The sequence below is a fragment of the Streptococcus mitis genome (genome assembly GCF_002096755.1).
GTDB lineage: Bacteria > Bacillota > Bacilli > Lactobacillales > Streptococcaceae > Streptococcus > Streptococcus mitis_AC.
Window position 1 is genome coordinate 74,107 of sequence record NZ_NCVF01000025.1, and the last position, 13,693, is coordinate 87,799.

At 41.5% G+C, this 13,693-nt stretch carries 13 protein-coding genes and 1 riboswitch; of the genes, 1 reads left to right on the top strand and 12 read right to left on the bottom strand.

Translation table 11 applies throughout. The features are described 5' to 3' along the window. Positions 1-73: 73 nt before the first annotated feature. The 12 genes from pheT to B7700_RS07730 all read right to left on the bottom strand — a co-directional run bounded on the left by pheT (position 74) and on the right by B7700_RS07730 (position 12,154). On the bottom strand, positions 74-2,479 hold the full coding sequence (pheT, locus tag B7700_RS07675) for a phenylalanine--tRNA ligase subunit beta (protein WP_084888188.1): 2,406 nt from the start codon (positions 2,477-2,479) through the stop codon (positions 74-76). A 121-nt stretch (positions 2,480-2,600) separates the two neighbouring features. Beyond that, complete coding sequence (gene pheS, locus B7700_RS07680; protein ID WP_084888190.1) at positions 2,601-3,647, bottom strand: phenylalanine--tRNA ligase subunit alpha; 1,047 nt, start codon at positions 3,645-3,647, stop codon at positions 2,601-2,603. Between the two features lie 271 nt (positions 3,648-3,918). Then, positions 3,919-4,368, bottom strand: a complete 450-nt coding sequence (locus B7700_RS07685) for a GNAT family N-acetyltransferase (RefSeq protein ID WP_192855679.1) — start codon at positions 4,366-4,368, stop codon at positions 3,919-3,921. Positions 4,369-4,372: 4 nt separating this feature from the next. Continuing rightward, on the bottom strand, positions 4,373-4,792 hold the full coding sequence (locus B7700_RS07690; protein WP_084888194.1) for a chromosome partitioning protein ParB: 420 nt from the start codon (positions 4,790-4,792) through the stop codon (positions 4,373-4,375). A 27-nt stretch (positions 4,793-4,819) separates the two neighbouring features. Continuing rightward, positions 4,820-5,470 (bottom strand): phosphatase PAP2 family protein, encoded by a 651-nt coding sequence (locus B7700_RS07695; protein ID WP_033682745.1) that lies wholly within the window; start codon positions 5,468-5,470, stop codon positions 4,820-4,822. Next, positions 5,460-6,023, bottom strand: a complete 564-nt coding sequence (locus B7700_RS07700) for an ECF transporter S component (RefSeq protein WP_000185823.1) — start codon at positions 6,021-6,023, stop codon at positions 5,460-5,462. Before B7700_RS07700 ends, B7700_RS07695 begins: the two co-directional genes overlap by 11 nt. A 163-nt stretch (positions 6,024-6,186) precedes the next feature. Further along, positions 6,187-6,405: riboswitch (FMN riboswitch) on the bottom strand. A gap of 59 nt (positions 6,406-6,464) precedes the next feature. Beyond that, the gene (locus B7700_RS07705) at positions 6,465-6,968 is read right to left on the bottom strand and encodes a tRNA (cytidine(34)-2'-O)-methyltransferase (RefSeq protein ID WP_049550544.1); all 504 of its coding nucleotides are present in this window, start codon (positions 6,966-6,968) and stop codon (positions 6,465-6,467) included. A 283-nt stretch (positions 6,969-7,251) separates the two neighbouring features. After that, positions 7,252-7,764: a GNAT family N-acetyltransferase gene (locus B7700_RS07710; RefSeq protein ID WP_049542533.1), complete on the bottom strand. Its 513-nt coding sequence runs from the start codon at positions 7,762-7,764 to the stop codon at positions 7,252-7,254. A 315-nt stretch (positions 7,765-8,079) separates the two neighbouring features. Further along, complete coding sequence (locus B7700_RS07715) at positions 8,080-8,910, bottom strand: energy-coupling factor transporter transmembrane component T family protein (protein WP_084888196.1); 831 nt, start codon at positions 8,908-8,910, stop codon at positions 8,080-8,082. Beyond that, complete coding sequence (locus tag B7700_RS07720) at positions 8,895-10,577, bottom strand: ABC transporter ATP-binding protein (protein ID WP_084888198.1); 1,683 nt, start codon at positions 10,575-10,577, stop codon at positions 8,895-8,897. Before B7700_RS07720 ends, B7700_RS07715 begins: the two co-directional genes overlap by 16 nt. 167 nt (positions 10,578-10,744) lie before the next feature. After that, positions 10,745-11,290, bottom strand: a complete 546-nt coding sequence (locus B7700_RS07725; protein ID WP_000795929.1) for an ECF-type riboflavin transporter substrate-binding protein — start codon at positions 11,288-11,290, stop codon at positions 10,745-10,747. A gap of 15 nt (positions 11,291-11,305) precedes the next feature. Beyond that, positions 11,306-12,154 (bottom strand): SAM hydrolase/SAM-dependent halogenase family protein, encoded by an 849-nt coding sequence (locus B7700_RS07730; RefSeq protein WP_045605043.1) that lies wholly within the window; start codon positions 12,152-12,154, stop codon positions 11,306-11,308. A gap of 188 nt (positions 12,155-12,342) precedes the next feature. Here B7700_RS07730 and trkA point away from each other — a divergent pair, with 188 nt between their 5' ends. Then, positions 12,343-13,692: a Trk system potassium transporter TrkA gene (trkA, locus tag B7700_RS07735; RefSeq protein WP_084888199.1), complete on the top strand. Its 1,350-nt coding sequence runs from the start codon at positions 12,343-12,345 to the stop codon at positions 13,690-13,692. Position 13,693: the final 1 nt, after the last annotated feature.

Consider the following 13,693-nt stretch of genomic DNA (forward strand, 5'->3'; position numbering starts at 1 on the left):
CTCAACTGTCTATTTTTGATCCTGAATTGTTATGTGAAAAGAAAAAATCCACCCCGAAGGATGGATTGATACTTTAACGCACTTCTGCATTGACTTTTTCTTCAAGCGATGCTTGGATTTTTTCCATATAGCGTGCGACTTCTTCGTCCGTTAAGCTATCTTCCGGATTTTGGAAGGTCAAGCTATAAGCCATTGACTTCATACCAAGTCCCAATTTTTCGCCTGAGAAGACGTCAAAGAGTTTGATATCTGTCAAACGTTTCACACCGGCAGCTTGGATAGCGTCCACAACTTCTTGGTGAGTCACTTCTGCCTTGAGGAGAAGGGCAACGTCACGGCTAACTGCTGGGAATTTAGTAATTTCTACAAATGGATTAGCAGGTTGAAGCGCAGTTTCGATGGCTGAAAGATTGAGCTCAGCTACATACGTTTCTGGAATATCGTAAGCCTTAGCAGTGACTGGATGCACTTGACCAAGGAAACCAAGAACTTGGTCACCGAGTGAAATCATAGCTGTACGACCTGGGTGGAGGCTTGCAATCTCAGCCGTAGCTGTATAGGTCACTGCAAGTCCCAAGCGAGTAAAGAGCGCTTCTAGGATTCCCTTAGCATAGAAGAAATCAACTGGAACTGCTGCCGTTTGGAAATCTTTTTCAGCAACCAAGCCTGTCAAGGCAAAGGCAAAGCTATTAATCTCATTTGGAAGTTCTTCTTTGGGATTGCCTGTTTGTTCAAAGACTTTTCCAATCTCGTAAAGGGCCAAGTTTTTATTCTTACGTGCTACATTGTAGGCTACCGTATCAAGGATCCCTGAGATCATATTTTGACGAAGAACAGAACGGTCCACAGTCATTGGCCACATAAGTTCCGTAAGGTTACTTGGTTGAGCTGTGAACTCAACTGCTTTTTCAGGAGTTGTTAGAGCGTAGGTGATGATTTCTGTCAAACCTGCCCCTTCAGCAATGGTACGAACTTGGCGGCGAAGTTTTTGTGTCGCAGTCAATTCACCTGCTGTACCATCGTCTTTTGGAAGGCTGGTTGGCAAGCGGTCATATCCATAGATACGAGCAATTTCTTCAAAGAGATCTGCCTCGATTGTGATATCCCAACGACGACGTGGGACGCTGACTGTAAAGCTGTCTGCATTTCCAGAAAGATCAAAGCCAAGACGGCGGAAGACGTCTTCCACATCCGCGTAAGAAAGTTCTGTACCAAGGACACGGTTAACATCAGCAAGAGTTGAAGAAACTTCCACATCAGAGGTATCAAGCTCACCCGCTGAAACGATGCCTTTGCGCACCGTCGCACCTGCAAGTTCTGCAATCATGCTAGCCGCCGCATCAAGAGCTTCGTTAACAGTTGCCACATTGATACCTTTTTCAAAGCGAGAAGACGATTCTGAACGAAGGTTAAGGCGACCGCTGGTCTTACGGATAGATTTGCCATTGAAAACAGCAGCTTCAAGGACAACACGACTAGACTTTTCAGAGATTTCTGTCGCTTGACCACCCATAACACCTGCAAGAGCTACTGGCTTGTCTGCGACAGTGATGACTAGGTCATTTGTTTCCAAGTCACGTTCTTCACCATCCAAGGTCACCAATTTTTCACCAGCACGCGCTTCACGCACACGGATGTCACTCCCTTCAAAGGTATCCAAGTCAAAAGCATGCATTGGTTGACCAAAGTAGAGAAGGATGTAGTTGGTCACGTCCACTACATTATTGATTGGACGGATTCCTTCATTCATAAGAAGATTTTGCAACCATTGTGGACTTGGTGCGATGGTCACATTGTCCAAGATACGAGCGGCATAGTAAGGCGCTTTGTCTGTCTCAATGCTGACAGAAAGGGCATCTGCCGCAGCTTCATTAGTTTCTGTTAGAGTAAATTCTTTAAAGTTGACTGCCTTATCATAAATAGCTGCCACTTCGTGAGCCACTCCACGCATAGAAAGGGCATCTGCACGGTTGGGTGTAATAGAAAGTTCGATGATTTCATCATCCAAGTCTAGATATGAGAAGACTTCCTCACCTGGAACGGCATTTTCTGGCAAGATTTGGATGCCATCTGCGAATTCCTTTGGCACAACTGAGTCAGAAATTCCCAATTCACCAAGTGAACAGATCATCCCAAGTGACTCTAAACCACGGATTTTTCCTTTTTTGATTTTGTAGTTGTCAGCGATGCGAGCTCCTGGAAGAGCCACCATAACCTTGATACCAGCACGCACATTCGGTGCACCACAGACAATTTGACGGGCTTCTTCTTCGCCAACGTTAACCTGACAAACATGGAGGTGAGTTTCTGGCACATCTTCACAAGACAAGACCTCACCGACGACAATTTTTGAGAGACCAGCAGCAGGTGATTCGACACCTTCTACCTCGATCCCTGTAGTTGACATTTTTTCAGCCAACTCTTGTGATGGCACAGCAATGTCCACCAATTCTTTTAACCATTTATAAGATACAAGCATAATTCTAATTGTAAGGTCTCACCAAGTAAGACCTTTTCAATTCCTTTCTTTTTCTTCGAGTCAGTCCTCACCATTTCTCGTCAAGAGTAGCTGACTAGGACTGTGTTTCAGGTTTCAATCATTATTTAAACTGTTCTGAGAAACGGACATCTCCTTGGTAGAATCCACGGATATCGTTGATTCCGTAACGAAGCATAGCTACACGCTCTTGACCAAGACCAAAAGCAAATCCAGAGTAAACAGTCGCATCGATACCACTCATTTCAAGGACACGTGGGTGAACCATACCGGCACCCATAATTTCGATCCAACCTGTTTTCTTACATACGTTACAGCCTTCTCCACCACACTTGAAGCAAGAAACATCCACCTCAACAGATGGCTCTGTGAATGGGAAGTAAGATGGACGCAGACGGATCTGACGCTCTTCACCGAACATTTTTTGGACAATCAACTGAAGGGTTCCTTGAAGATCAGCCATAGAGATATTTTTCCCAACAACCAAGCCTTCAATTTGGTGGAACTGGTGACTGTGGGTTGCATCGTCCGTATCACGACGGAACACACGCCCTGGCGAGATCATCTTCAAAGGACCTTTTGAAAAATCATGCGCATCCATAGCACGGGCCTGAACTGGAGACGTGTGAGTACGAAGCAAAATTTCTTCAGTGATATAGAAAGTGTCCTGCATATCACGGGCTGGGTGATCCTTTGGAAGGTTCATACGTTCAAAGTTATAGTAGTCTTGCTCCACTTCAAAACCATCCACGACTTGGTAACCCATACCAATGAAAATATCTTCGATTTCTTCACTTGTTTGTGTCAAAACGTGGCGGTGACCAGTCGCAACAGGGCGACCTGGAAGGGTTACATCGATGCTCTCGCTAGCCAGTTGAGCTGCGACTTTCTTTTCTTCCAAGAGTTTAGCTGTTTCTTCAAAAGCAGCTGTCAAGACATCACGAGCTTCATTAACGTGTTTCCCAATAATTGGACGCATCTCAGCAGAAACATCTTTCATCCCTTTGAGGATTTCAGTGAGCGAACCCTTTTTACCAAGGACAGAGACACGCAAGTCTTGCATCTCTTTTTTATTTTCAGCAGAAATCTGCTTCAAGCTAGCCAGCGTTTCTTCACGAAGCGCTTTTAATTGTTCTTCAATAGTTGACATAATTCCTCCATCAGTCTCTCGTAGATAAAAAAGAAAACCACATGCCAAAAACTCCACTCGGAGCGTTGACACGCGGTACCATCCGTTTTCATCTGACAAGTCAGACCTTCATTTCTAAATCCATGCGCAAGTGAATTCGCCCAGCTTTCATATAGAGAACTTGCAGTCACGGCTCTCCTCCCTGATATACTTCCCTTGAGTTACTAGTCTTGCAGATTTCTATTCAATTACTACTTAGTTTATCAGATTTTTAGTTAAAAAACAAGTTAGATTAGACTAATTTCAATATAAAACTCGTTCCTTTTTCTGTTGCTCCATCTTCCACAAATCCAAGCGACTTGAAACACCTCCTAGAAGCATGATTGTAGGTATAGATTTCCTTGACTTTCAATTCTTTCCATCCTTTTACTCGAGCCAATTCAATCAAAGTACTTAGAACCTTTTTCCCAAGCCCTAGATGTTGATAAGCGGGATTCCCAATCACAATGGGAAGATTATCCTGAGATAGTGTAACATCCCCAATTGGAAACCATTCCCCCTTCTCCTTAACTTCAATCCAAAAAAGCTCACCATGCTGATCCAAATAGGAATACATAGCTTCCAAGGTCGCTGGACTGTACGGTCTCTTCACACCATCTACGAGGTAAACCAAGTTCACATCCTGATACCAAGCAAAAGCTTCCTCACAATGATTGACCTGATAATAAGGAACAAGACGCAGTGCATCATCTATTTGTAGGGTCTGTTTCATCTGCTTTCCTTTTCAATAAGAGAGTTGCTGCTTGATTAAAACCCTCACACCAGTTATACCATTTTGCTTTATACTCATCTTGAGGTAAGATATGATTTTTTAAATCCAGAACAGAATAAATTTTTCTTTCTTCGCAGACTTGCGCATAGAGATGATATAGTTCATTACCGCCGTCTCTATCAAACTCAGCAGAAATCGTATCTTGACCTGCCAATAAAGCCTGATAAGTCCTGTGATGCCCATCTGTAATCAACAAGCAATCTCCGAACGCAAGAATACTGATTGGGTCAACATTGATCATTTCTGCCGACTGATAAAGCATCTGGATGCCTGCTAGTTTCTTTTCTGATAAGTATAGTTGAGTCGGATGGAGATCTTTTATATTGACTTTCATTTCTTTCTCCTCAATGGAATTTGATACTCACTTCTGCTTGCCTTTAAATCGCCATTGGAAGCGGAGCTTGTCATAGAAGGGAAACTCTATAAACAGGACTCCCAAACCCACACAGAGACTGGCAAAGACGTCTGATGGATAGTGAACTCCCAGATAGACCCTTGATACCAACACACTGACTAAGTAAAGGCCAAGGACGATTTGTACGATTTTTCTCCAGACTGGATTTCTCATCCGTTGACTGAGAATGACAATCAGAGAACCGACCATCAAGGTTACAGCCAGAGAATGGCCACTTGGAAAGGAAAATCCCTTCTCCTCAACCAAGTGTAAAATAGCTGGTCGTGGGCGCTGGTAGATATTTTTAAAGGTCACGATTAAAAGACCTGCCAAAGCCAGATTTCCCAGCATGAAGAAACTTTCTATCTTCCATCTTTTACGATAAAAGACAAAGGCTGCGATGGCAACCCAGGTGATAATCACTGGGATATCAATCAGGCGTGTAATGGCTCGGAAGAGAGTAGTCAAATAATCTGGCAAGTCTCCTCGAACGGCTGTCTGTATCGGTTGGTCAAAACCGACCAGCGTTTCAGGGTAAAATTTGACCATGTAGCCAAGAATAACGAAAAGTAAAAGGGCAAAACTGCCCTTCATTAAAAATATTTGTTTATCTTTCATAGTGTTTTAAGGTTGGTTTCAAAAGGACGTACAACAACCAGAATGAAACGGAAAAGATTACACCCTCAATCAAGTTAAAAGGTAATACCATGGTCATTAGGTAGTTGGAAAGTCCCAAAATTTTTCCAATATCAAAGTTAGCAAACTTAGCGTACAAAGGAACAGCATAAACATAGTTGAGAACCAACATAGCCACGGTTAAACCAATAGTTCCAGCTAGAGAGCCTAGTAGGAAACGAAGGGTTGTCCGTTCCTTTTTCCAAATCAAAGCAAATACGATGACAAAAACTCCTAAAGCTACGATATTCATTGGCAAGCCAATGTAAGTATTCACTCCCTGGCTGTTAAGAAGCAACTTCAAGAGTGAGCGAAGCAAGAGAATTCCTAGAGCAGCAGGCAAATCCATGACCACCAGACCCACAAGGACTGGCAAGATACTAAATTCGATCTTGAGGAAGGACGCCGCTGGCAAAAGCGGAAAGTCAAAGTACATCAGCACAAATGAGATGGCTGATAAAATCGCAATGGTCGAAAGTCGACGTGTGTTTGTCATAACAGGTTCCTCCAATTTTCTATAAAATCAGAAGAAGTTGGAAAGGATTTTTCTATCTATTCTCACTTTTTATATCCCAAAAGTTCCCTCTCACTCTATTAAGGAAATTCAAGCAAGCGGTTACAGTTTAGCTATAAATCTATCAGAACAGACAAAGCTATTCTTTCGTCTTCTCCCATCCAGACTATACTGTCGGTTGTGGAATCTCACCACATCAGCTTGCGCTCGCGGACTTATTTGGCTAAGATATTTTAGATTTATCTAGGCGTCGCAGTCGAAGATAATACTTAAAGTATATCGAGACAAGACAACGACGAGAAAGCTAAAATAGCTAGTCAAATTTACCGCCGGTCGGGAATCACACCCTGCCCTGAAGACTCTTTTATCATAACAAAAAACGCTTGCAAGCGCAAGCATTTTGTTCATTTTCATTTTCATTTTTTATTTCAATTTATCCACTTCATAGGTATGAACAAGCTCAAGACCTGCAAAGTTCTGCTGGCGGAGAGCCTCATAGACAATCATGCAGACGGTATTAGACACATTGAGACTGCGGACATGTTCATCATTCATAGGAATACGGAGAGCTTTCTCAGGATGTTCTCGCATAAAGTCCTCAGGCAAGCCCTTGTCTTCACGTCCAAATAGAAAATAATGGTCTTCGTTAATCGATAAATCCACATCAGAATACACTTTCTCAGCAAATTTAGAAATCAGATAAAGTTTGCCCTTCATCTGAGACATGAAATCCTCCAAACTCTCGTAAAAATAAATTTCTAGCTTATCCCAATAATCCAATCCAGCTCGCTTCATCTTGCGGTCGTCAATAGGAAAGCCCATTGGCTTGATGATGTGGAGGGGAGAATTGGTCGCAGCGCAAGTACGCGCGATATTGCCTGTATTTTGTGGAATTTGTGGTTCAAATAATACAATGTGATTTGTCATGACTTGCTTCCTTTCACCATTGCAAAAAAATAGCCACACTGCCCGGAGTCAAGCTCAGCAAACAGCGTGGTTAAGGCATCGTTAACTTACCTCACAACAGGTTTGAAGTAAATCAGCGAAACTACTTTCTTAGTATAACACTTTCAGAATCATTGTCAATAGAAACGACTTGATTTTTTCAATTTTTTCAAGCTATTTCTTGGGGTTTCTAGGAGAAAATTCTTAAATATCTGCAAAAATTGCTTACTCTTTTATACCTATCTGTGGACTGGGAATGATGATATTATGACCTCGTTATTTCAAATACTGCTGTATGAAGCCACTCATTATGAATTTGTAAGTCATTTTCTATAACCCTACTAAAGATGAAGCCATTTTTTAAAAGCACCCTCTGAGAGGCTAGATTACCTGTTGCCGTTCCTGCAATGATTCTATTGAAACCATAAGTCGTGAAGGCTTTTTCTAAAACGAGTTTAACCGCTTCGCTGGCATAACCTAAATTGCTAACATTTTCCCCAATCCTATACCCAAGCTCTGCTGTTTTTCGATTATTCTCTAAAACACTCAAATTGATTCTTCCGACCATAACTCCTTGTGCATCTCTAATAAGATGCATGTAGACATCATGATTCTCTTGTTCCCTTAACAATTCCCTCGTAATTTCTTTAAAAACTTCTGACTCAAAATAGTTAGCTGGTCTAGGAGATAAATTTCGTTCAAAATACTCTCGATTTTCTTTTTCAAAAGAATAGACGTCTAAACTATTTTCTTCAGACAACAGCTCTAAACTGATCATTACAAATCCTCTCCCATCATTATCTACATTCAAATTTTCTCATGTTTACACAAAGTGAAATTAACACGATTTAAATTAAGTACTTTTACTATTTTATATCGTCTCTACATTATGACACTGAACTTAGTTGAAAATGATTATATTTGAATAACTTTGATTTTGTAGTGTAAATTCTACTATAAAATATACAAACTAATTCATGTTTTGTCAAAAAGTTTCAAGTATACAATTATTAACTTTATTTCTCATACAATCTATCAATAAAAAGTTATAGAATAATTTCTCTTTACTTCTCTAATGAAAACTTTGACAATACTATTTCCAAGGGTTATAAAATCGTCCCTGATTCTGCAAGATAAGTAGTAAACTAGCTACTAAAAACAAGGCTGCCAAGAGCAAAGTAAGATAGTCTCCTTTTTTCAAGGCCTGATAACTATACCAAGTGCGTTTTTTCTCTTTCCCAAAGCGTCGAAGCTCCATGGCAGTCGCGATGGTATCAATGCGTTCTAGCGAGCTGAAAATCAAGGGAGTAATAATGCGCAGATTGCCTTTGATTCGTTGCATAAGAGAAGCTTTCTTGGATAATTCCATCCCACGCGCTTCCTGAGACATCTTGATAGTAAAGAATTCTTCCTGCAAATCTGGAATATAACGCAAGGTCAGGCTGACAGAATAGGCAATCTTATAAGGCACACCAATTTGATTTAAACTAGAAGCAAACTGACTAGGATGAGTTGTCATCAAAAAGATAATAGCCAGAGGAATGGTGCAGAGATACTTAATGGCCAAATTTAGCAGATAAAAGAGCTCCTGACTGGTTAGAGTGTAGGCACCGATTCCCTGCCAAATCACATTTCTCTCTCCGTAAAGTCCAACCCCATACTCAGGAGAAAAGAGATAGACCATCAAGACGTTTAAAACGGCAAATACAGTCGCAAAAACTGCCACAAAGGAAACATCTTTAAAACGGATTTCTGACAAATAGAGGAGAAAAACCGAAAAAATGGCAATCAGAACAAGCAGTCTGGTATCATAGCTAATCATGGCAGCCAATGACACGAGAATGAAAAAGAGAAGTTTCCCAGCTCCTGACAAGCGATGAATCACAGTATCTCTATGCTGGTAACCGATTAATTTTGCTTGCATCCTTCTCTCCTTTCTTTGTAAAATGCCGTTAAAGCAAGTGGATCCACGTCGAGTTTCTTAGCCAAGTTAAAGATAGAGGTTTCTTTTAGGTTGGCTTTTACTAACAGCTCAGGATTGCTCAACAGACTAGCTGGATCAGTATCGGCAATCAATTCTCCATCCACCATAACAAGAGCTCGATCTGAATAATCTAGCATCAATTGCATATCATGGGTAATCATGACAATGGTATGACCTTTTTGATGCAACTCTTCGAGAAATTCCATAATCTCAGTATAGTTCTTCTGGTCTTGACCTGCAGTTGGTTCATCTAGGAGGATAATTTCAGCTCCCAAGACCAAAATCGATGCAATAGTAACACGTTTTTTCTGACCAAATGACAGGGCAGAAATGGGCCAATTACGGAATTCATAGAGACCACAGATTTTCAAGGTTTCATAGACTCTCGTTTCAATTTCCTGCTCTTCCACACCTCGCAAACGAAGTCCTAGAGCCACCTCATCAAAAATCATATTGGTTGAAATCATTTGATTAGGATTTTGCAGCACATAGCCTACTCGTTCCGCCCGCTCTGCAACAGAATCTCCTTTGATATCCTGCCCTTCCCAAAGATAGCGACCTTCCGTCTGGATAAAGCTACTTATGGCCTTGGCTAGAGTTGATTTCCCTGCTCCATTTTTTCCGACAATGGCAATCTTTTCACCCTTTTTAATATCTAAATAAATGGATTTTAAAATCGGTCTATCATCATAAGAAAAAGACACATCCTCTAATTTAAAGAGTGACTGCAATTCTGGGGTTTCTTTTACCAGTTCCGTCCGCAACTGAATCTGGCCTTTTGAGATAGACAAGTTATCCAGATTTGCTAATTGTTCTTCCTTGGCTAAATCCACACCCAATTGACGGAGAGTGGTTAGATAAAGGGGTTCTCGAATTCCATTTTGGGTCAATAAATCAGTCGCCAGTAGCTGGTCAGGGCTCCCATTAAAGAGGATACGACCATCGTTTATCAAGACAATCCGATCCACAGGGCGATGCAGAACATCCTCTAAACGGTGCTCGATAATAAGAGTCGTCGTCCCCTCTTCCTTATGAATCTGGTCAATCAATTCGATAATATCCTGACCTGACTTGGGATCTAGATTGGCGAGTGGCTCATCAAACAAAAGAATCGGACTCTCATCAATCAAGACACCAGCCAGACTGACTCGCTGCTTTTGTCCACCTGACAAATCCTGAGGACGCTGCGGCAGTAAAGGGAGAAGGTCCAGCTTTTCAGCCCATTTATGAACACGACTTTTCATGTCATCTAGAGCTGTCATGTCATTTTCCAGAGCAAAAGCCAAATCCTCTGCCACAGACAGGCCGATAAACTGCCCATCTGTATCTTGCAAAACTGTGCTGACTAGATGAGATTTATCATAGATACTCATATCAAAGGCTGCTTGCCCCTTGATCAAAAATTCTCCAGACGTCTGACCCTTGTAAATATTTGGAATAATCCCATTCAAACACTGACCCAAGGTAGACTTGCCTGACCCAGATGGCCCAACAATTAAAACTTTCTCTCCCTTATAAATAGTTAAGTCCACTCCTTGCAAGGTCGGTTCTTGTTGCGTTTCATACTGGAAAGAGAAATCCTTCCACTCAATTATAGCTTCTTTCATCTTACTCTCTTCATTCGCTTCTTAGACTTCTATTTTATCATAAATCGAACCCTTCTTGCAGTCTCTTCTCTTAAAAACTTAGCGCCAACAAGATTCCTAGCCTAAATTGCTTACCCGACTAGCCTATAAACAGCAAAAAGACTGGTTGCCCAGCCTTTTCCTTTATGTTAATCCTTTTTCAAACTTCCTGAACGAGTCTGCGTACGTGAATAAGCTAGCAAGAGAAGAGTACCTGCGATAGCTACAGTTACAGCATTAGCAATTCCCGCAACAATCCCTTGGGCAAATACTTTTTCTGCTGCTTCTTGATAAATCACAACATCTCCAAGTGGTGCCAAGACACCCCAAACAAGAGCATTTGCAACAATCTGAATGAGGTTAAAGAAGACAATATCCTTCAACTCAAAAACACCCTGTGTTACTCGAATGTATTTTCTAAAGAGTCCGACGACTAGACCAAAGAGACCACTAGCAATAATCCAAGTCCACCACAGACCGTAGCCAGCAAGAGAGTCCTTCACTGCATGCCCAATTAAACCAACAAGTAGTCCCACTAGAGGGCCAAAAATGATAGATAAGAGGCTCTGTACCGCATACTGAAGCTGGATGCTTGTATTTGGAACGGGTGTCGGAATGCTGATCATCCCGATGACAACAAAGAGCGCAGCTCCAACACCGATAGCAACAACTTGTTTAATTGATTGATTTTTCATCTATATTCTCCTATTTTATGATTCTATTTTCTTTATTTCAATGGTCCAAGATGAACCGACACCCACATTATAGGCCTTGGCAAAGGAACCTTGGTTGATAGCCAGACCTAAACGATAGAGAGAGTTGATGTAAAGGATTGGTTGCCCAATTCTCACATCTGCAAATGATTTGCCATAAACAACCTGATTTTGATAGACCAGCATATCAGCGTGATAGATAGTCACTTCAAAACGGTCACCGAATGCTGGTTCCAGCTTGTAAAATTCTTCTCGCGTGATAGAGGTCCAAAGAGAGCCGAAACGCACATCCAGAATATCAATAGCTCCCTTCACCAAATGGTCTTCAATGATGGTCTCTACGACTGGAAGCTCCACAATCTGATCCACACTGAGCTCTGGTCCCACTTCCTCAAATGTAATGTGACCACTGGCTAATTTAGCTCCAGTATAAGCATAAACATCACGACCGTGGAAGGTATAAGAATGCTCTGTGTTTTGACGTCTATTGGCTACCTCAGAAATTTCACGAATGGCTACAATACCAACGTGTTTCTTAATAAAAGAAAGAGTCCCATTGTCTGGCGTGACAATGTATTGATTTTTTGCAGTCTTGGCAACCACACTCTTACGTTTCGAGCCGACACCTGGATCGACAACCGATACAAAAGTCGTTCCCTCAGGCCAGTAATCCACCGTCTGAAAGAGACGATAGCTCCCCTCAAAAATATTATAAGGCGTGATATCGTGCGTCAAATGATGAATTTTTAAGGTTGGAGACTCTTCTAAAGCCACTCCAATCATAGCCGATACCGCACCATCTACCAAACCAAAGTCTGATTGTAATACCAGTAAATTATTATTCATTTTATCTCCTTGTATATCCTTTATCATACCATATTTCAGAGAAAGGTGCTAATAGCTATTTCAATTGATTAGGGTATAGTTTTACCTTATAGCAAATTTCCTACTAAAAACTCTGGTGATTAGCTAGTAGGTGCATTTTTTCTTGAAAAAAGGTATGATAGTTACATAATGAAGAAGTAGGTTTTATTATGAAAATTATCCTTGTCGGAGGGGGAAAAGTTGGTTCTGCCCTCTGTCGCTCCTTGGTTGCAGAAAAGCATGATGTTTTGCTGATTGAGCAAGACGAAACTGTCCTCAATCATATTGTCAATCGCTTTGATATCATGGGTATCCTTGGTAACGGGGCCGATTTTACCATCCTTGAGCAAGCCAGTGTCCAGGATTGTGATATCTTTATCGCCCTGACTGAATACGATGAAGTCAACATGATTGCAGCCGTTCTAGCCAAAAAAATGGGAGCTAAAGAGACCATCGTTCGGGTGCGGAACCCTGAATATTCTAACTCTTATTTCAAGGAAAAGAATATTCTCGGTTTTTCTCTTATCGTTAATCCTGAGCTCTTGGCTGCCCGTGCTATTGCTAATATCATTGACTTCCCCAACGCCCTCTCTGTCGAACGTTTCTTTGGTGGACGGGTCAGCTTGATGGAATTCGCTGTTAAATCCTCCAGTGGTCTTTGCCAAATGCCCATTTCTGATTTTCGGAAAAAATTTGGCAATGTCATTGTCTGTGCGATAGAAAGGGAACATCAAATTATCATTCCAAGCGGTGACATGACTGTACAGGATAAAGATAGAATCTTTGTCACTGGTAACCGTGTTGACATGATGCTCTTCCATAATTATTTCAAGTCTCGTGCCGTGAAGAGTCTTCTTATTGTTGGAGCTGGTAGAATTGCCTATTATCTACTAGGTATCCTCAAAGACAGTCGTATCGATACCAAGGTTATTGAAATCAATCCTGAAATCGCTAGCTTCTTTAGCGAGAAATTCCCAAACCTCTACATCGTTCAAGGAGATGGTACCGTAAAAGATATCCTGCTGGAAGAAAGTGCTCAAAACTATGATGCCGTTGCGACTCTAACAGGGGTCGATGAGGAAAATCTGATTACCTCTATGTTCCTTGACAGGGTAGGTGTACAGAAAAATATTACTAAGGTCAATCGTACCAGTCTCCTCGAGATTATCAATGCGCCTGATTTTTCAAGTATCATCACACCTAAAAGCATCGCTGTAGATACGATTATGCACTTTATTCGTGGTCGGGTTAATGCCCAGTATTCAGACCTTCAGGCCATGCACCATCTAGCCAATGGCCAAATCGAAACCCTGCAATTCCATATCAAGGAAGCCAATAAAATGACTGCCAAACCTCTTTCTCAACTCAAACTGAAAAAAGGGGTTCTTATTGCAGCTATCATTCGAAAGGGCAAGACTATTTTCCCTACTGGGGAGGATATGCTGGAAGTCGGAGACAAGCTCCTAGTAACAACCTTGTTGCCAAACATCACCAAGATTTATGACTTGATCGCGAGGTAAG